Raw genomic sequence first — 17,441 nt, forward strand, 5'->3', positions numbered from 1 at the left:
ACGGACAGCCCGTACCGGTCAGCCCTTGACGGCCCCCGTGAGCATGCCCTTCTTGAAATGCCGCTGGACGAAGGGGGACGCCACGGCGACGGGAATCAGCGCGAGGACCATGACGGCCATCTGCAGCCCCAGCGCGGAGAGCTGCCCGGTCCGCACCGCCTGCTGAAGCCCCGTCGGCGCCTCGGTGTTCTTCTGGACCAGCTGGATGAGCACGTTCTGCAGCGGCATCATCTGCTGGTCGGTGAGATAGATGGAGGCGTTGAACCAGGCGCTCCAGTACCCGACCGCGTAGAAGAGCGAGATGACGGCCAGCACCGCCCGCGACAGCGGCATGACGATGGTCAGCAGGATCCGCAGGTCTCCGGCCCCGTCGATGCGGGCGGACTCGGTGAGTTCGGGTGAGATGCCCATGAAGAAGGCGCGCAGGACGAGGATGTTGAAGACACTGACCGCGCTCGGCAGGACCAGCGACAGATAGGTGTCGGTGAGGCCCAGCGACTGCACCAGGAGGTAGGTCGGGATGAGCCCGGCCCCGAAGAACATGGTGGCCATCATGGTCATCAGGAAGAACCGGTGGCCCAGACTGCCCGGCCGGGACAGCCCGTAGGCCGCGAGCACCGACACCGTCATCGAGAACAGGGTGCCGAAGAGCGTGACACCGACCGAGACCATGATGGCCCGGCTGACCTGGCCGCCGCTGAGCAGCTCGGTGTAGTTGACGAAGGTGATGCCCTGGGGGATCACGACGAGGCCGCCGGCCCGGTCGATCACCGGCTTCGGGGAGAGGCTGGTGACGACGGCGATCCACAGCGGACCGAGGACCGCCAGACAGCACAGGACCAGGACGCCGCCCTTCGCGGTGAGTCCGGCCCTGCTGGGCGGCTCTTCCCACACGGGCCGCGCGGGGGCCTTGAGGCTGCGGATGAGCTGCGTGTTGAGGCTCACTTCTGGTACACCCCCTGCTCGCCGAGCAGATGCGCGACCTTGTTCGCGCCCAGGACGAGACACACCCCGATGACTCCCTTGACGAGGCCGACCGCGGCCGCGTAGCTGAAGTCGCCGTTCTGGATACCCATGTTCCACACGTAGGTGTCGAGGACCTCGCTGGCCCCCACGCCGACCGCGTCCCGCTGCAGCAGGAACTGCTCGAACCCGACACTCAGCGCGTCGCCCACGCGCAGCACCAGCAGCAGCGCGATCACGGGCCGCAGCGCGGGCAGCGTCACGTGCCACATGCGGCGCCGGCGCCCCGCGCCGTCCATGGCGGCGGCCTCGTACAGATCGGTGCTGACGGCGGCCAGCGCCGCCAGGAAGACGATGATCCCCCAGCCGGCGTCCTTCCACACGGTCTGCGCGGTGACCAGGTACTTGAAGATGCTCGCGTCGGTCATCAGGTCGAAGCCGGTCCACCCGTGCTTCTCCAGGGTCTGCGCGATGATGCCCGCGCCCCCGAGCACCTGCTGGAAGACGGTGACCACCAGGACCCACGAGAAGAAGTGCGGCAGATACATGATCGCCTGGGCCACGGCCCGCACCCGCGGCCGGATCACGCTGTTGATGAGCAGCGCGAGGGCGATGGGGACGGGGAAGAACAGCACCAGTTGGAGCACGAACAGGACGACGGTGTTCTTCGCCGCGCTCCAGAACAGCGGGTCGTCGGCCATCCGCGAGAACTGCTCCACCCCGACCCAGGGGCTGTGGAAGATCGCTGTGACGCCGTTGCTGGAGACGTACGGGTCGTAGTCCTGGAAGGCCACGACGTTGCCGAGGAGCGGCACGTAGTTGAAGAGCAGGAGCAGCGCGACGACGGGCAGCGTCATCAGGATGAGCGCGCGGTCCCGGCGCAGCCGGATCCGCCAGTGGACCTTGCCGGCCCCGCTCGCCCCGCGCGGCACCCGCTTCTTCACCGTGGCGGTGGCGACCGCGGCCGTCGGCTCCTCGACGGCCGCGGGGGGACGAGTCCCGTCGGGCCTGCTCCCGGCCGTGAGGGACATCAGTTGCCGCTGCCGTTCTTGTCGATGAGCTCCTTGTACCAGTCGCGCAGCTTGTCGCCGCCGGAGGACTTCCAGGTGGAGATGGCCTGCTGGACGTCGGACAGCTTCTTGTTGCCGCGCACGTAGTCGATCTCCAGCTGCTCGAACTGGCTGGAGAGGTTCGCGTAGCGGGACGGCTCGACGATGTTCATGCCGTAGGTGGACGTCTTCTTCATGAAGGCGCCCATCCGCTGCTGCCATTCGACCTGCCCCCGGGCGACGTCGGGGAAGTCGGGGTGGGCGTAGTAGGCGGCGGGAGCGGCCAGCATCACCCAGGCGTTGAGCACTTCGGAGTTGCCGAGGTCGTTCTTGACCGGGACGCCGTCCTTGACGGTGTAGTGGGTGCCTTCGACGCCGTAGTCGACGAGCATCCTCTCCTTGGTGCCGTAGGGCGCGGCCGCGAAATTCGCGGCGGCCAGCGCGTTCTCCACGGTCTGCTTCGAGGCGCCCTTGCGGATCAGCGACCAGATGGTGGCGGGCTGGGACGCGTACAGCCGTGGGTCACCGCCGTCCGCCCCGAAGATGTCCATGGCCTGGATCCTCAGGTCCGGGTTGGACTGGGCCTGTTCGGCGGTCTTCCCGTACCAGTCGGCGACGTTGGTGTTCCAGACCAGGATCTGGCCGGCGGTGAAGCGCTGGCCGACGTCGCCCGAGCGCGCCTTGTCGTCGGGATGGACGACGCCCGCCTCGAACAGCTTGCGGACCCACTCCAGGGCCTCCAGGTATTCGGGCTGTTCGATGCGGTACGTCAGCTTGCCGTCGGACCCGATGTCCCAGCCGATCGTCCCGGAGCCGCGGACGCCGAAGATGTTCCACGCGGACCAGGTCATGTCACCGCAGGCCCACACCTTGGCCTTGGAGCTGGTGGCGTCCTTGGCCCAGTTCATGAACTCCTCGGGCGACTCGGGTACCGCGTAGCCCTTCTTGTCGAAGACGTCCTCGCGGTACAGGGGCGCGATCCAGTTCGCGGTGGCGGTCGGCATCGGGATCCCGCGCAGCGCACCGCCGAAGATGCTCATGCGCCAGGCGTCGGAGGGGATGGCGGCCAGGTTGGGGTACTTCTTGACCTTGTCGCCGGCCAGATAGGGGCCCAGGTCCATGAACTTCGCGGTGACCGCGTTCGAGATCTTGCCGACCAGTTCCCAGCCCGGCACCACCACCATGTCGGGTAGGGAACTGGAGGCGAGGACGGCGCCGAGCTTCTGGCCGTAGGTGTTGCCGTCCTGGTTCTGCCAGGTGACCTTGGTGCCCGCCGCGGCGTCGACCGCCTCGTAGTAGGCACAACCGGCCTTCGGCGGGGAGCCCCAGAACGGCGACATGATCTTGAAGGGCGCGCCGGTGCCGAGCTTGTCCGGGACCGACGTGGCCAGCGCCGCGATGTCGACCTTGGCGGTGAAACCGGCCGCCGAACCGTTCCTGGACGGCAGGTCCGGCTTGGCGACCGTGCTGGCGACGAACGCCGGGAGCAGCTTGTCCGCGGCCTTGCCCGACGTGGTGCCGTCCCGCGACCCGCCCTCCGACCCGCCGCACGCGGCGAGCAGCGGCATTCCGCCCGCCACGGCCGCGGTGACGGCCGCGGAGGAGGCGAGGAAGCTTCTCCGGCTCGGCCCGGAAGAGGTTGGGGCGGCGTTCGGCGTCATTGCGTCAACCCTTCATGGCGCACCAGGACACCCGGCGGAAGGCCGTCGGCTGTGGTGTCTCGAGTGGAACTGGCTGAGCGGAAGCGGGACTTCGACCAGCGGGGCTTCTGCAGTCGAAGCGCTTCGATATTGCTGCGAGGTTAAGTGAACACCCCAGGGCGCACAAGACTCGTCCCCAAACTTCCTCATCGACACCAATAGGGACCGTTCCTCATGCCCGCCTTGAAGCGACGACCCCGGTCCCTTGACACCCGCCCGTGCCACGTCTCAGCATCGAAGCGCTTCGAAAGCGCCTCGCCGATCCAGCGCAGGGGGATCCCCACGTGACCGCACACACGCCGCCCACCGAACCGTTCCGCGATCCGCGGCTGCCGCTCGCGAAGCGCGTCGACGACCTGCTGGGGCGGCTCACCCTCGACGAGAAGATCTCCTTCCTGCACCAGTTCGCACCCGCCGTCGAGCGGCTCGGTGTCGCCGCCTTCCGCACCGGACAGGAGGCCCTGCACGGCGTGGCGTGGATGGGCCCGGCCACGGTGTTCCCGCAGGCGGTCGGCCTGGGCGCCACCTGGAACCCGGAACTGGTGCGGCGCGTCGGCGACGCGGTGTCCAGGGAGGTCCGCGCGATGCGCGCCGAGGACGACCGGGTCGGCCTGAACGTCTGGTCCCCGACGGTCAACCTGCTGCGCCACCCGCTGTGGGGCCGCAACGAGGAGGGCTACTCGGAGGACCCGAAGCTCACCTCGGCGATCGCCACGGCCTATACGCGCGGCCTGCGTGGCGACCACCCCACCCGCTGGCGCACCGCGCCCGTGCTGAAGCACTGGCTGGCCCACAACAACGAGAGGGACCGCTCCACGACGTCGAGCTCGGTGCGCCCGCGCGTGCTGCACGAGTACGACCTGCGGGCCTTCCGCGACACCGTGGAGGCGGGCGCGGTGGCCGGGGTGATGCCGGCGTACAACCTGGTCAACGGCCGCCCCAATCACGTCTCCCCGCTCCTGGCGGAACACCTGCGGACCTGGACCGAGGAGGAGCTGCTGGTCTGCTCGGACGCGGGGGCGCCGAGCAACCTGGTCGACTCCGAGCACTACTTCGACACCCACGAGGAGGCCACCGCCGCCGCCCTCGTCGCGGGTGTCGACAGCTTCACCGACCACGGCACCGACTCCTCGCAGATGACCGGGCGGCTGCGCGGCGCCCTGGAACGCGGCCTGCTGACGGAGGCCGACGTCGACACGGCCGTCCGCCGCCAGCTGTCGGTCCGCTTCCGGCTCGGCGAGTTCGACCCGGGTGACGACCCGCACGACGCGACCGCCGAGTTCGACACCCCGGCGCACCGCGACCTCGCGCGGGAGGCGGCCGAGCAGGCGATCGTGCTGCTGAAGAACGACGGGGTGCTGCCGCTCGCCCCGGACACCCGGATCGCGGTGGTCGGGCCGCTCGCCGACGAGTGCAAGCTCGACTGGTACAGCGGCACGCTCATCCACCGCTCGACGCCGCTGGAGGGCCTGTACGAGCGGTTCGGCGCGCAGCGGGTGGAGTTCGCGGAGGGCGTGGACCGAGTCCGGCTGAGGACGTCCGCGGGCGCGTACCTGCACGTGCCGCCGGCCGAGGGGACCGCCGACGAGGTGCGTGGCGCCGCAGGCGCGCTGGACCCGGCGCTGCTCGCGGGCCGCACCGACCTGCCCGCGCTCACGACGGACGCCGACGGCACCGAACTGGCGCTCGCGGACTGGGGCGAGGGCGTGCTGACCCTGCGCGCTCCCGACGGCCGCTACCTGTCGGTCGCCGACGACGGGTGTCTGCGCGCCTCCGCCGACCAGCCGGGCGGCTGGATCGTGCAGGAGACCTTCCGCCTGGATCCGCACGGGGACGGGCACCTCCTCAAGCACCTGGGGACGGGTCGCCATGTGTGTGTCTCCGCCGACGGCGTGAAGGTTGCCGACGAGGATCCCGAGGTCTTCGAGCTGGTCGTCACCGAGAGCGGCGAGGAGACGGCGGCCCGGGCCGCCGCGGCGGCCGACGTGGTCGTGGTGGTCGCGGGCAACGACCCGCACATCAACGGCCGCGAGACCGAGGACCGCACGACGCTGTGCCTGCCCATCCGGCAGGAGCGGCTGCTGCGGGCGGCCCGGGCGGCGAACCCGGCCACCGTGCTGGCGCTGGTCTCCGCCTACCCGTACGCCGTCGCCCCGGACGGGCTGCCCGCCGTGCTGTGGACCGCGCACGGCGGCCAGGCGGCCGGCACCGCCCTGGCCCGCGTCCTGGCCGGCGACGTCTCCCCCGCCGGCCGCCTGCCGCAGACCTGGTACGCGGACGACGCCGACCTGCCGGGCCTGCTCGACTACGACGTGATCGGCTCCCGCCAGACGTACCTGTACTTCGAGGGAACCCCGCTGTTCCCCTTCGGGCACGGCCTGTCGTACACCTCGTTCGCGTACGGCGGCCTGACGGCCCGTGTCGAGGGCGAGACGGTGCACGTCTCCTTCTCCGTCACCAACACCGGTGACGTCACGTCCGACGAGGTGGCCCAGCTCTACACCCGGGCCGTGGACCCCTGCGTGCCGCGTCCGCGCCGCGAGCTGCTGGACCACCGCCGCGTCACCCTCGCCCCGGGGGCGACAGCCGGGCTGGACTTCGAACTTCCGCTGTCCGCGTTCTCGTTCTGGGACGTCGCCCAGGACCGCCGGCGTGTGGAGCCGGGCGCGTACGAGCTGCTGGCCGGGGCGTCCTGCGAGGACGTCAGGCTGCGGGCCACGATCACGCTCGAGGGCGAGCCGACCCTGCCGCGCGCGGTCCGCACGGACGGCCTCCCGGCGGCCGGGTTTGACGAGCAGAGCGGCATCGAGATCGTCGACCGGACGAAGGTGGCGGGCGACGCGGTGACACCGGCGGGCGCCGGGGCGGGCGAACTGGTCTACCGGGCCTGCGACTTCGGGCGGGGCGTCTCCCAGGTGACGGTGGACGTGGCCGGCGGGGGCACGGTGGAGCTCTCCCTGGACGGCGGCCCGGTCCTCGCGGCGCTGTCGCCCGCCGCACCCACCTCGGGTCCGTACGACTACGTCCGGCTGGGCGCGTCCGTCGCCGCCGCGGGCGTCCACGACGTGCACCTCAGGCTGCGCGGCCCGCTGCGGCTCGCGCACGTCGGCTTCTCCGGTTGAGGGTCCGGAGCAGCCGGCGCAGGGAAGGGGCCCGGCACCGGAAGGCAGCGGTGCCGGGCCTCTTCACAGAGCCTATATAAAAATGATTTCCATAAGCCAGAGGGTGGGCCGGAGACGGTTCAGAGGTCGATGCCGGTCAGGACCAGCACCCGCTCGTACGTGTAGTCCTCCATGGCGAACCGCACGCCCTCGCGGCCCACCCCGGACTGCTTGACCCCGCCGTAGGGCATCTGGTCGGCGCGGTAGGACGGCACGTCGCCGATGACCACGCCGCCGACCTCGAGGGCCCGGTGGGCGCGGAAGGCGGTCTGCAGGTCGTGGGTGAACACGCCCGCCTGGAGGCCGTACTTGGAGTCGTTGACAGCGGCGAAGGCCGCGGCCTCGCCGTCCGCCTTCTGCACCGTGAGGACCGGCCCGAAGACCTCCTCGCAGGAGATCGTGACGTCGGCCGGGACCTCCGCCAGGACGGTCGGCGCGTAGGAGGCGCCGTCGCGCTTGCCGCCGGTGAGCAGCTGCGCCCCGGCGTCCACGGCCTCCTGGACCCACGTCTCGACGCGCTTGGCGGCGTCCTCGCTGACCAGCGGGCCGACATCGGTCTTGTCGTCGCTCGGGTCGCCGGTGACCTGGGCCTCGACGGCGGCCACGATGCGCGGCAGCAGCCGGTCGTAGACCGAGGCGTCGGCGATGACCCGCTGCACGGAGATGCAGGACTGGCCGCCCTGGTAGTTGGAGAAGGTGGCGATGCGGTTCGCCGCCCGGTCCAGGTCCTCGTCGCTCGCCCAGTCGGCGAGGACGACGGCCGCGCCGTTGCCGCCCAGCTCCAGCGTGCAGTGCTTGCGCGGCACCGAGTCCATGATCGCGTAGCCGACCTTCTCGGAACCGGTGAAGGAGATCACGGGCAGGCGCTCGTCCTGCACGAGAGCGGGCATCTTGTCGTTGGCGACCGGCAGGATGCTCCAGGAGCCCGCGGGCAGCTCGGTCTCGGCCAGCAGATCACCGATGATCAGGCCGGACAGCGGGGTCGCCGGGGCCGGCTTCAGGATGATCGGGGCGCCGGCGGCGATGGCCGGGGCGATCTTGTGGGCGCAGAGGTTCAGCGGGAAGTTGAAGGGCGCGATGCCGAGCACGACGCCCTTCGGGAAGCGGCGGGTGAGGGCGAGCCGGCCCTGACCGCCGAGGTCGGTGTCGAGCCGCTGGGCCTCGCCTCCGTTGAACCGCCGGGCCTCCTCGGCCGCGAAGCGGAACACGGACACGGCCCGGCCGACCTCGCCGCGCGCCCACTTCATGGGCTTGCCGTTCTCGGCGGAGATCAGCCGCGCGATCTCCTCGGTGCGCTCGGCCAGGCGCTTGCTGACGTGGTCGAGGGCGGCGGCCCGGACGTGCGCGGGGGTGGCGGCGAACTCGTCCAGCACGGCGTGCGCGGCGGCCACGGCCTCCTCGACCTGCGCGTCCGTCGGCACGCTCACGGTGCCGACGAGCCGTCCGTCCCACGGGGAGGTGACGTCGAAGGTGTCCTCGCCGGTGGCCTGGCGGCCGGCGAGCCAGAAGGCGTGGGTGGAGGTCATGTGGGTTCCGGCCCTTCGGCGTTGGGGGTGATCTGGTCCTACGGGACCAACGGTAGGCGCGAGGTGGCCGAAGGACGTTTGTCCGAGCCGTAGCAGTGGGGGAATCGGATACTACGGTTTGGCTATTCGCTGGAGGCCGCCTTCAGGGCCAGCCACAGCTCCATCCGGACGTCCGGGTCGTCCAGGGACCGGCCGAGGATCTCCTCGACCCGTCGCATGCGGTAGCGCAGGGTGTGCCGGTGGACGCCGAGCTCGGCCGCCGCCGCGTCCCACTGGCCGTGCTTGGACAGCCAGGCGTGCAGGGAGGAGACGAGGTCGCCGCGGCCCGTGGCGTCATGCTCGTACAGCGGCCGCAGCATGCCGTCGGCGAAGGCCCGTACCGCGTCGTCCGCCAGCAGCGGCAGCACCGATCCGGCCGCCATCTGCTCGTGCTCCACGAGGACGCGCCCGCGCCGCCTCGCCACCGACAGCGCCTGCTCGGCCTGCTTGTAGGCGGCGGACGCGGCGATGGGCCCGGCCGGTGCCGACAGACCGACGACCAGTTCGTCGTCCTCGCCGCCCGGCACCTTCTCGCGTATGCCGGCCCGGGCCGTCTCCAGGGCGGCCGCGTACTCCCCGCAGGCCGCGGCCGCGGCGCCGCGGTCCGCGGCCAGCACCACCAGCCGCTCCCCCTCCGGCACGACCAGCACGGCCTCTCCGGCCCGGGCCGCGGCGGACTCCACGACGTCGGCGAGCGCCGCGAGGGGGTCGCCGGCGGTGTCGGCCGCGGCGAGCGCGGCGGCCGAGGACCGTTCGACGGGCGGAGCGCCCTTGCGCGCCTCGGCACGGGCCAGCGCGGCCGACGCCGACACCGGCACCCGCTCCGCGACCATCATCCGGAACGGCGCGTCCAGCAGTTCGCCGTAGAGGTCCCCGGCGACCGCGCGCGCGTGGTCCGGCTCCCCGGCCAGCAGCATGCGCAGCACCGCCGCCCCGACGCGCTGCTCGGCAGCCTGGAGGGACCGGGAGCGTTCCGTGGTCAGGGTCAGCAGCGCGATGGCCGAGTGGACGGCGTAGCGCTCGGCGGTGCCCGGGGCGGCGGCGGTGCCCACCGCGAGGGCCGCCCGGGGACGGCGGCCGGTGCCGATGGTGTGCAGCTCGACCCGGTCCTCGTTCTCCGGCCCGCCGACCACGGAGGAGGCGGGCGCGGGGCGGTCCCGCAGCTTCTGCACGTCGCCGGTGAGCCGTGCCGCGCGCCGCCCCGCCCACTCGGGTGCCGTGGCGACGACCGCGCCCGAGGCGTCGTACAGCGCCGCCCAGCCGTCGACCTGTGAGGCCAGCGCGGCCAGCAGCCCCTCCGGGCCGCCGGTCTGGGCCTGCCGGGTCAGCTCGCGCTGGGCGGCGAACCCGGCGGTGACGGCCCGGTACTGGTCGGCGGCGATCGCCGCGGACACGGCCTTGCTGATGGCGAGGAACGGCGTGCGGCGCGGCACCTCCAGCAGCGGCAGGCCCTCCTCCTCGGCCGCGTCGACGAGCGCCTTGGGGATCTCCTCGTAGTTGACGCCGACGGCGAAGCCGAGCCCGACCACTCCGGCCCCGGCCAGCCGCCGGACGTAGCGGCGCATGACCTCCGGGTCCTCGGCGTCCAGCTTGAGCGCGGTGATCAGCAGCAGTTCCCCGCCCTCCATGTAGGGGACGGGGTCGGCGAGCTCGCTGACGTGCGCCCAGCGGACCGGCACGTCGAGGCGGTCTTCGCCCGCCCGCACGGTCAGTTTCAGCGCGGAGTGGTGGACGAGCGAGGCGAGCGTCGGGGGCATGAGGCCTTCTGCGTCAGGACTGTGTGATCTCTGTGGTCTTTTGGCCGCCGCGTATGAACGACCTGTGACGATTCTGCCTCACCGTACGGTGCCCGCGCGCCGGTAGGGGTGGGAAGGGGTCAGCTTCGCAGGTCGACCAGCAACGGTGGCGCGTGCTCGCCCTTGACGTCGGTCAGCGACAGCACCGCGTGCCCCGCCGGCACGGCGTGCGCCAGCTCGGAGGCCGACCAGCGCTCCCGCTCGACCTGCCGCACGGTCACCGCCCGCGCGGTCGGCGCCTTGCCGGTGATCACCCGGCGCAGCATGTGCACGGCCTTGCCCGCCGGGGTCTCCGCGATGATCTGCCGGTCGGTGACGTCCCGGGCCTCGGTCCACTCCTTGCCCCACACCTCGGCGAAGTCCTGGCCGTCCCAGGGCGTGAGCCCCGACAGCGCCATCCGGCAGCCGGTGGCTCCGAGCAGCGGCCCGCGCAGCGGCCGGGCCACGTCGTCCAGGGTCCGCAGGGTGAGCACGACGCCGGCGTTGCCGGACCGCAGCCGCTGGATGCCGCGCACGGCCTCGGGCGTCACCACACCGGTCGCGTCGTCCAGCAGCAGGCACGCGAACAGCGACCGGTCCTCGCGTACGGCGACACTGGCCGTGAACTGGGCGAGCACGAGGCGGGCCAGCATCCTGGAGGCGTCGGCGTGCCCGCGCTGGGGCAGGTCGATGCGCACCCGCACCGGGTGGTCGAGGGCCTTGAGGGTGAAGGGCCGGGACTGCCCGGAGGTGTCGAAGAACCCGGCGAAGGCGGGCCGGTCGAGCAGCGCGACGCGATCGCCCAGCACCCCGCCGACGTCCCCGGGCTGCCCCATCTGCCGCTCCCGGGCGTCGAGTTCCCGCAACAGCGAGTCCTGCCCGGCCTCCTGGAGTCCCTGCCGAAGCGCGGCGAACGGCCCCTGCGCGCCGTCCAGCAGCTGCCGCAGCTCCGGTACGGAGGGGAACCGCCCGTGCACGGCCCGGAACGGCCCGAGCAGCTGGGCGAGGACGGTGGTGGACCGACGGCTGTCACTGCCGGGGTGCGGGTCGGCGAGGTCCCCGACGAGCGCCTCGGCCAGCACGGCGGCGGCCTCGTCCGGGTCGCTGGTGCCGCCGTACAGGTCGAGGTCGTACTCGGACTCCTGGTTACCGATGCGTACGACCACGTCGTACGCGTCCGCCGGCCCGAGCCCGGCGCCCGCCGCCCCGACGACGACCACGGCGGCCCGCCCGGCGAGCGCGTGCAGACAGAGCGACTCGGCGAGGGGCCGGACGACGGTCCCGGTCTTGCCGGATCCGGCGGGGCCGACGGCGACGAGCGAGGTGCCGAGCAGGTCGGGCCCGAGGGCGAGGCCCGTGCCGCGGTAGGTGTAGGGGTTGCGGACGTCGTCCACGGTGGTGCCGAGCCGGACCTGGCCGGTGACGAGATCGTGCCTCGCGAGCCGGGCGGGCAGGTCGCGCTCGCCGGAGGGGTGCAGGCAGGCGGCCGCGCCGTCCTTGAGTACGGCGCCGCTGAAGGTGGCCAGGCTGTGCCGCCCGGTGCGCACGCCCTGCCAGGCACGCAGGATCCGGGCGTGGTCGACGTCCCGCATCAGCCCGGAGCGCGCCTCGGCGGCGAGCCGCTCGGCGGCGTCGACGGCCCCGGCGGCCCGCAGCTCGTTCCACTGGGCCGGGTCGTCCTCGGGGGTCGTGCGGGCCTCCTGGGTCTCCGGCCGGCGGAACCGGGGGGTGACGAAGCGGCGCCACACCTCGCCCCAGCGGCCGAGCCGGGCCGCCCCGACCATGATCACCAGGGCGACGAGCAGCTCGTACCCCTGGTAGACGATGAACGTCCCGGTCTCCCCGAGGTCGCTGTCGCCGCCGCGCCAGGCATCGGGGACGATCAGGTCGAACGGCACCCACCACCAGGTGCCGATGTAGCCGTTCTGCAGCAGCGACCAGATCAGCCATCCCACCAGGAATGCGATCAGCGCCCCGCTCAGCAGCTGCCGGGTGGGGATCTCCTCGGGTTCCTCCGCGGGCCGCGGCCGGTGCCCGAACCGCCACACACCCGGGGCGGCCTCGGGGCGCGGCACCCGCAGCCAGCTGAGGAACGCCGACCCGTCCGGCAGCGGCGGTGTTCCCGGTGCCCGGGGCGGCAGGGGAGGCATCGCCGGCACCTCCGGCGGCCCCGCCGGGCGCGGCACGGGACTCGCATGTGTACCCCGCGCCTCCTGCGTCCCGTCGCTGTCCATCGCCGTTGCCCCCTGACCAGCCGCTCCGTCCACCATCAGCGAGCCAATCTAACGCCCTACCCTGGGGAGTTCACCGCTTACACGGCCGGGGCGTGGGCACCGGTCCACGAGACTGCCATGTCCACCCCGGACAAGGCGTTCCGCCGACAACGCCCACATGGAGCATGCCCACCCCTCCTCCCCCGCCCTAGCCTGCGAGAAAAGAAACCGAGCGTCCGCAAAGACCATCCGCACCACCCCAGGAGCCCCGCATGACCGCACTTCCGCAGGAGCGCCGCGTCGTCACCGCCATTCCCGGCCCGAAGTCGCAGGAGCTGCAGGCCCGCCGTACCGCCGCGGTCGCGCAGGGCGTGGGGTCCGTGCTGCCCGTGTTCACGGCGCGTGCCGGTGGCGGGATCATCGAGGACGTCGACGGCAACCGGCTGATCGACTTCGGGTCGGGCATCGCCGTGACGTCCGTGGGCGCCTCCGCCGAGGCCGTCGTACGGCGGGCGTCGGCGCAGCTCGCCGACTTCACCCACACCTGTTTCATGGTCACGCCCTACGAGGGGTACGTCGAGGTCGCCGAGGCCCTCGCCGAGCTGACCCCGGGTGACCACGCCAAGAAGAGCGCCCTGTTCAACTCCGGCGCCGAGGCCGTCGAGAACGCGGTCAAGATCGCGCGTGCGTACACCAAGCGCCAGGCCGTCGTGGTGTTCGATCACGGCTACCACGGCCGCACCAACCTGACGATGGCGCTGACGGCGAAGAACATGCCGTACAAGCACGGCTTCGGCCCGTTCGCGCCCGAGGTGTACCGGGTGCCGGTGGCGTACGGCTACCGCTGGCCGACCGGGCCCGAGAACGCCGGCCCGGAGGCCGCCGCGCAGGCCATCGACCAGATCAGCAAGCAGGTCGGCGCGGAGAACGTCGCCGCGATCATCATCGAGCCGGTGCTCGGCGAGGGCGGCTTCATCGAGCCGGCCAAGGGCTTCCTGCCGGCGATCAGCAAGTTCGCCGCGGACAACGGCATCGTCTTCGTCGCCGACGAGATCCAGTCCGGCTTCTGCCGCACGGGCCAGTGGTTCGCCTGTGAGGACGAGGGCATCGTCCCGGACCTCATCACCACGGCGAAGGGCATCGCGGGCGGTCTGCCGCTCGCGGCCGTCACCGGGCGCGCCGAGATCATGGACGCCGCGCACGCCGGCGGCCTGGGCGGCACCTACGGCGGCAACCCGGTCGCCTGCGCCGGTGCGCTCGGTTCGATCGAGACGATGAAGGAGCTGGACCTCAACGCCAAGGCGAAGAACATCGAGGCGGTCATGAAGGCCCGCCTCGGTGCCATGGCCGAGAAGTTCGAGATCATCGGCGACATCCGCGGCCGGGGCGCCATGATCGCCATCGAGCTGGTCAAGGACCGCGTCACCAAGGAGCCGAACCCGGAGGCGACCGCCGCGCTCGCCAAGGCGTGCCACGCCGAGGGCCTGCTGGTCCTGACCTGTGGCACCTACGGCAACGTGCTCCGCTTCCTGCCCCCGCTGGTGATCGGCGAGGACCTGCTCAACGAGGGCCTCGACATCATCGAGCAGGCGTTCTCCCGCGTCTGAGCCCCCGGCACGCGCATCCGGGCCGCCGTCCGGACAGGTGCGCCGCCCCGGTTCCACTACCGGGGCGGTCGGCGGCAGAGCGTGTGAAGAAGGTGTGCGAGGTGCATGGCAGGGGGCCCTTCAGTCTGTCCAGCACCCCGCCCCTGCCGTAGGTTCTACCCGGATGAGAGATACACCCCGCCCGCAGGGGACTGTGGGTGACATCAGGCCGGGGCCTCCCCAGCTTCGACCTGGTCGTGCCCTCGCGCACACAACCGGAGCCTGACGCTCTGGATCTCCTCACCGATCGGACGGTCGCCCGCCCCAAACCCCCCGGGGCGCGCGACGTTCCGGTCCTGACGGCCGCCCCGGAACTCCCCCCCCTGTTCCGGGGCGGCCGTCTTCCCCCCCTTCCCCCCTGTGCGGCACCGCGAGTCGCGGTCACTCCTGCGTGCGGGGCGCGGACTCGGGCGCTGGATCCCCCGCGGTCGCCCAGGTGCAGGGCGTCCGGGTGCACGGCCGACGTCTCCGCCACGAAACAGCCCTCGCCCAGGCGCACCTCTCCGGGCCCCGCGAGCAGCCGCTCCTGCCGCTGCTGCCGCGCCGCGCGCTGCCCGTCGGAGGCTGCCCGGCGAAGAGCCAGGGGCAGTGGCCGAAGAGGCTGTCGTCGTCGGACGGCTGGCTCACGTGATCCTCCTGAGGGGCCGCGAGGGGGTGTTCGTGCTCGTGCCAAGCTGTGCCCCATGCCGATCTCCGCGAACCGGGGCCGCGCCGTTCCCCCGGGCTCCGTCGCTCTCCTGCTCGCCGTTCCGGCTCTCCTGTTCGCCCTGATCACCTGGCAGGTCGTCACCGACGGACCGCTGGTCCGGCTCGACCAACGCCTCAGCCGCGTCCTGGTGAATCCGGACCGCTGCTCCGAGCTCCTCGCCGATCTGGGCAACGTCCAGGTCGCGGTCCCGGTCCTCGCCGTCGCGCTCGGGTACGTCGCCGTCCGCCGCCGGCGCGCCGGCACGGACCGCTGGTGGCTGCCCGTCGCCGCCGTCGTCCTGCTCATGGCCCTGGTCCCGGCACTGGTCGTCCCCCTGAAGGCGCTCATGGCCCGCCCGGGCACCCCGGCCGAACCGCCCGGCACCGGCTACTACCCCTCGGGCCACACCGCCACCGCCACCATCGCCTACGGCTCCGCGACCCTGCTCCTGCTCCCCTGGCTCCGCACCTCCCTGGCCCGCGGCGCCCTGCTCACCCTCTGCGCCGCGCTGGTCCTCGGCGCGAGCTACGGCCTGGTCCGCCGCGGCTACCACTGGCCCCTGGACGTGGCGGGCAGCTGGTGTCTGTGCGCGGTGCTGCTCACGTCGCTGTGGCTGTTCGTCCGGACGGTGACGAGGACCGGCCGGGCTCAACGGCCAGGGTCCTGACCACCGTTCCCCGTCGCCAGCCCCGCCGCCGCCTCGTGCATCGCCAGTTCCAGCAGCGCCGGGTCCGTCAGCGTTCCCGAGCCGTCCGGCGGTACGAGCCAGCGGACGCCGCCGGGTGAGGAACGGCCCGGGTACGGCACGACGATCCAGGTCCCGGCGCCCGCCGTGCGGATGCCCGTGCCGAGCCAGCGGGCCGCGGTGCCCGGCGCCACGAAGAACCCCATGCGGGCGTCGCCGAAGTCGACGAGTACGGGGCCCGGCCGGTCGAGGACACGGGTGAGCACGTCGAGCGTGGCGTACCCGAGTTCGCCGGGCAGGATGAGCACGTCCCAGGCACGGCCGGCCGGCAGCAGCGCGACGCCGAGCGGACTGCGCTCCCACTCCCAGCGGCACGCCTCGGGATCGGGTGCGACGGATGCGAGCCACTCGACCGCCGTCTTCGCACCGGTCATCGGAAAGACCCCCTTCTCTCTCGCGGACCTCGCGAACGCGCGGGGCGTCCGTGAGGGCATCACGAGGGAGAAGGGGGTGTCCCCCGGCCATTACGCGGGTTCCGGCACCTCGTTGGAGTGAACCGGATCACGCCCGGCCGGTCAGCTGTCGAATCCCAGCCCCAACCGGTCCATCGTGCGCAGCCACAGGTTGCGACGGCCGCCCTGGGCGTCCGCGCGGGCCAGGGACCACTTGGTGAGGGCGATGCCCGTCCAGGCGAAGGGCTCCGGCGGGAAGGGCAGGGGCTTCTTGCGGACCATTTCCAGTTCCGTGCGTTCCGTGCGCTCGCCGGACAGCAGGTCCAGCATCACGTCGGCACCGAAGCGGGTGGCGCCGACCCCGAGTCCGGTGTACCCGGCCGCGTAGGCCACCTTGCCCTGGTGGGCGGTGCCGAAGAACGCCGAGAAGCGGGAGCAGGTGTCGATCGCGCCGCCCCACGCGTGGCTGAAGCGGACGCCCTCCAGTTGCGGGAAGCAGGTGAAGAAGTGCCCGGCGAGCTTGGCGTAGGTCTCGGGGCGGTCGTCGTACTCGGCGCGGACGCGGCCGCCGTAGGGGTAGATCGCGTCGTAGCCGCCCCACAGGATCCGGTTGTCGGCGGACAGCCGGAAGTAGTGGAACTGGTTGGCGCTGTCGCCGAGGCCCTGGCGGTTCTTCCAGCCGATCGAGCCGAGCTGCTCCGCAGTGAGCGGCTCGGTCATCAGGGCGTAGTCGTAGACCGGGACGGTGTACGAGCGGACGCGTCGGACCAGATTCGGGAAGATGTTGGTGCCGAGGGCGACCCGGCGGGCGCGGATCCGGCCGTAGGGGGTGGTCACGGCCATGCCGGGCCCGTACGGCTTCAGGGTCAGGGCGGGGGTGTTCTCGTAGACGCGCACGCCCAGTTCCACGCACGCCCGCTTCAGGCCCCAGGCGAGCTTCGCCGGGTGCAGCATGGCGACGCCCCTGCGGTCCCACAGGCCCGCCCGGAAGGTGGGTGAGTTCACCTGCTCCCGTACGGCGTCGCCGTCCAGGAACTCGACGCCGTCGGCCAGGCCCCGGCGGGACGTCTCCTCGTGCCACTCGCGCAGTTCGCGCGCCTGGTAGGGCTCGGTGGCGACGTCGATCTCGCCGGTGCGCTCGAAGTCGCAGTCGATGGAGTGCCGGGCGACCGCCGCCTCGATCTCGTCCAGGTTGCTCTCGCCCATCCGCTGGAGCGTGTGGATCTCGTCGGGCCAGCGGGTGAGGCCGTTGGGCAGGCCGTGGGTGAGGGAGGCGGCGCAGAATCCGCCGTTGCGGCCGGAGGCGGCCCAGCCCACCTCGCGGCCCTCCACCAGCACCACGTCCCGCTGCGGGTCGCGCTCCTTGGCGATCAGCGCCGTCCACAGGCCGCTGTAGCCGCCTCCGACGACCAGCAGGTCGCAGGTCTCGGAGGTGGTGAGGGCGGGTTCGGGACGGGGCCGGCCGGGGTCGTCCAGCCAGTACGGCACCGGCTGGACGTCGGAAAGCGAACGGGTCCACTGATTCATGGCGCTCGGGGCCATGA

At 72.3% G+C, this 17,441-nt stretch carries 12 protein-coding genes and 1 pseudogene; 5 read left to right on the forward strand and 8 right to left on the reverse strand.

From position 1 onward, the window contains the following. Positions 1–18: 18 nt before the first annotated feature. From AB0937_RS11615 to AB0937_RS11625, 3 genes are read right to left on the reverse strand one after another with little or no spacing between them, the layout of a single operon-like run. A complete protein-coding gene (locus tag AB0937_RS11615; protein ID WP_366711157.1) occupies positions 19–945 on the reverse strand; it encodes a carbohydrate ABC transporter permease in 927 nt (308 codons plus the stop codon). Beyond that, positions 942–1,994, reverse strand: a complete 1,053-nt coding sequence (locus tag AB0937_RS11620; RefSeq protein ID WP_366711158.1) for an ABC transporter permease subunit — start codon at positions 1,992–1,994, stop codon at positions 942–944. The genes AB0937_RS11615 and AB0937_RS11620 overlap by 4 nt, the downstream gene beginning before the upstream one ends. Continuing rightward, on the reverse strand, positions 1,994–3,673 hold the full coding sequence (locus AB0937_RS11625) for an extracellular solute-binding protein (protein WP_366711160.1): 1,680 nt from the start codon (positions 3,671–3,673) through the stop codon (positions 1,994–1,996). The genes AB0937_RS11620 and AB0937_RS11625 overlap by 1 nt, the downstream gene beginning before the upstream one ends. A gap of 323 nt (positions 3,674–3,996) precedes the next feature. Here AB0937_RS11625 and AB0937_RS11630 point away from each other — a divergent pair, with 323 nt between their 5' ends. Then, positions 3,997–6,834 carry a glycoside hydrolase family 3 C-terminal domain-containing protein gene (locus AB0937_RS11630; protein WP_366711161.1) on the forward strand — a complete coding sequence of 946 codons (2,838 nt, stop codon included), beginning with the start codon at positions 3,997–3,999 and terminating at the stop codon, positions 6,832–6,834. A gap of 119 nt (positions 6,835–6,953) precedes the next feature. Here the strand turns inward: AB0937_RS11630 and AB0937_RS11635 are convergent, their stop codons facing one another. The 3 genes from AB0937_RS11635 to AB0937_RS11645 form a co-directional block, all read right to left on the reverse strand. Continuing rightward, the gene (locus tag AB0937_RS11635; protein ID WP_366711162.1) at positions 6,954–8,399 is read right to left on the reverse strand and encodes an aldehyde dehydrogenase family protein; all 1,446 of its coding nucleotides are present in this window, start codon (positions 8,397–8,399) and stop codon (positions 6,954–6,956) included. A gap of 122 nt (positions 8,400–8,521) precedes the next feature. After that, complete coding sequence (locus AB0937_RS11640) at positions 8,522–10,195, reverse strand: PucR family transcriptional regulator (RefSeq protein WP_366711163.1); 1,674 nt, start codon at positions 10,193–10,195, stop codon at positions 8,522–8,524. A gap of 119 nt (positions 10,196–10,314) precedes the next feature. Continuing rightward, positions 10,315–12,447 carry an ATP-binding protein gene (locus tag AB0937_RS11645; protein ID WP_366711164.1) on the reverse strand — a complete coding sequence of 711 codons (2,133 nt, stop codon included), beginning with the start codon at positions 12,445–12,447 and terminating at the stop codon, positions 10,315–10,317. 251 nt (positions 12,448–12,698) lie between these two features. Between AB0937_RS11645 and gabT the strand changes: the two genes are divergently transcribed. From gabT to AB0937_RS11665, 4 genes and pseudogenes are all read left to right on the forward strand, one after another. Next, positions 12,699–14,033 (forward strand): 4-aminobutyrate--2-oxoglutarate transaminase, encoded by a 1,335-nt coding sequence (gene gabT, locus AB0937_RS11650; protein WP_366711165.1) that lies wholly within the window; start codon positions 12,699–12,701, stop codon positions 14,031–14,033. A 163-nt stretch (positions 14,034–14,196) separates the two neighbouring features. Next, positions 14,197–14,415: pseudogene (locus tag AB0937_RS11655) on the forward strand (phosphoesterase); the annotation flags it as partial. A 108-nt stretch (positions 14,416–14,523) separates the two neighbouring features. Beyond that, complete coding sequence (locus tag AB0937_RS11660; RefSeq protein ID WP_366711450.1) at positions 14,524–14,703, forward strand: hypothetical protein; 180 nt, start codon at positions 14,524–14,526, stop codon at positions 14,701–14,703. Between the two features lie 52 nt (positions 14,704–14,755). Continuing rightward, the gene (locus AB0937_RS11665; RefSeq protein ID WP_366711166.1) at positions 14,756–15,427 is read left to right on the forward strand and encodes a phosphatase PAP2 family protein; all 672 of its coding nucleotides are present in this window, start codon (positions 14,756–14,758) and stop codon (positions 15,425–15,427) included. On the opposite strand, the gene AB0937_RS11670 is transcribed toward AB0937_RS11665, so the two are convergent. Both AB0937_RS11670 and AB0937_RS11675 read right to left on the reverse strand, forming a co-directional pair. Beyond that, positions 15,409–15,879 (reverse strand): hypothetical protein, encoded by a 471-nt coding sequence (locus AB0937_RS11670; RefSeq protein WP_366711167.1) that lies wholly within the window; start codon positions 15,877–15,879, stop codon positions 15,409–15,411. The genes AB0937_RS11665 and AB0937_RS11670 overlap by 19 nt on opposite strands. A gap of 141 nt (positions 15,880–16,020) precedes the next feature. Next, complete coding sequence (locus AB0937_RS11675; protein ID WP_366711169.1) at positions 16,021–17,439, reverse strand: FAD-dependent oxidoreductase; 1,419 nt, start codon at positions 17,437–17,439, stop codon at positions 16,021–16,023. Positions 17,440–17,441 lie beyond the last annotated feature (2 nt).

Origin of the sequence: Streptomyces sp. NPDC047880, assembly GCF_040706515.1 — a bacterium.
Taxonomy (GTDB): domain Bacteria; phylum Actinomycetota; class Actinomycetes; order Streptomycetales; family Streptomycetaceae; genus Streptomyces.

Bases quoted from the DNA above. Each gene is read 5' to 3' on its own strand.
- AB0937_RS11625 (WP_366711160.1), bottom strand. From the start codon at position 3,673: ATGACGCCGAACGCCGCCCCAACCTCTTCCGGGCCGAGCCGGAGAAGC.
- AB0937_RS11635 (WP_366711162.1), bottom strand. From the start codon at position 8,399: ATGACCTCCACCCACGCCTTCTGGCTCGCCGGCCGCCAGGCCACCGGC.
- AB0937_RS11645 (WP_366711164.1), bottom strand. From the start codon at position 12,447: ATGGACAGCGACGGGACGCAGGAGGCGCGGGGTACACATGCGAGTCCC.
- gabT (WP_366711165.1), top strand. From the start codon at position 12,699: ATGACCGCACTTCCGCAGGAGCGCCGCGTCGTCACCGCCATTCCCGGC.
- AB0937_RS11670 (WP_366711167.1), bottom strand. From the start codon at position 15,879: ATGACCGGTGCGAAGACGGCGGTCGAGTGGCTCGCATCCGTCGCACCC.
- AB0937_RS11640 (WP_366711163.1), bottom strand. From the start codon at position 10,195: ATGCCCCCGACGCTCGCCTCGCTCGTCCACCACTCCGCGCTGAAACTG.
- AB0937_RS11675 (WP_366711169.1), bottom strand. From the start codon at position 17,439: ATGGCCCCGAGCGCCATGAATCAGTGGACCCGTTCGCTTTCCGACGTC.
- AB0937_RS11665 (WP_366711166.1), top strand. From the start codon at position 14,756: ATGCCGATCTCCGCGAACCGGGGCCGCGCCGTTCCCCCGGGCTCCGTC.
- AB0937_RS11620 (WP_366711158.1), bottom strand. From the start codon at position 1,994: ATGTCCCTCACGGCCGGGAGCAGGCCCGACGGGACTCGTCCCCCCGCG.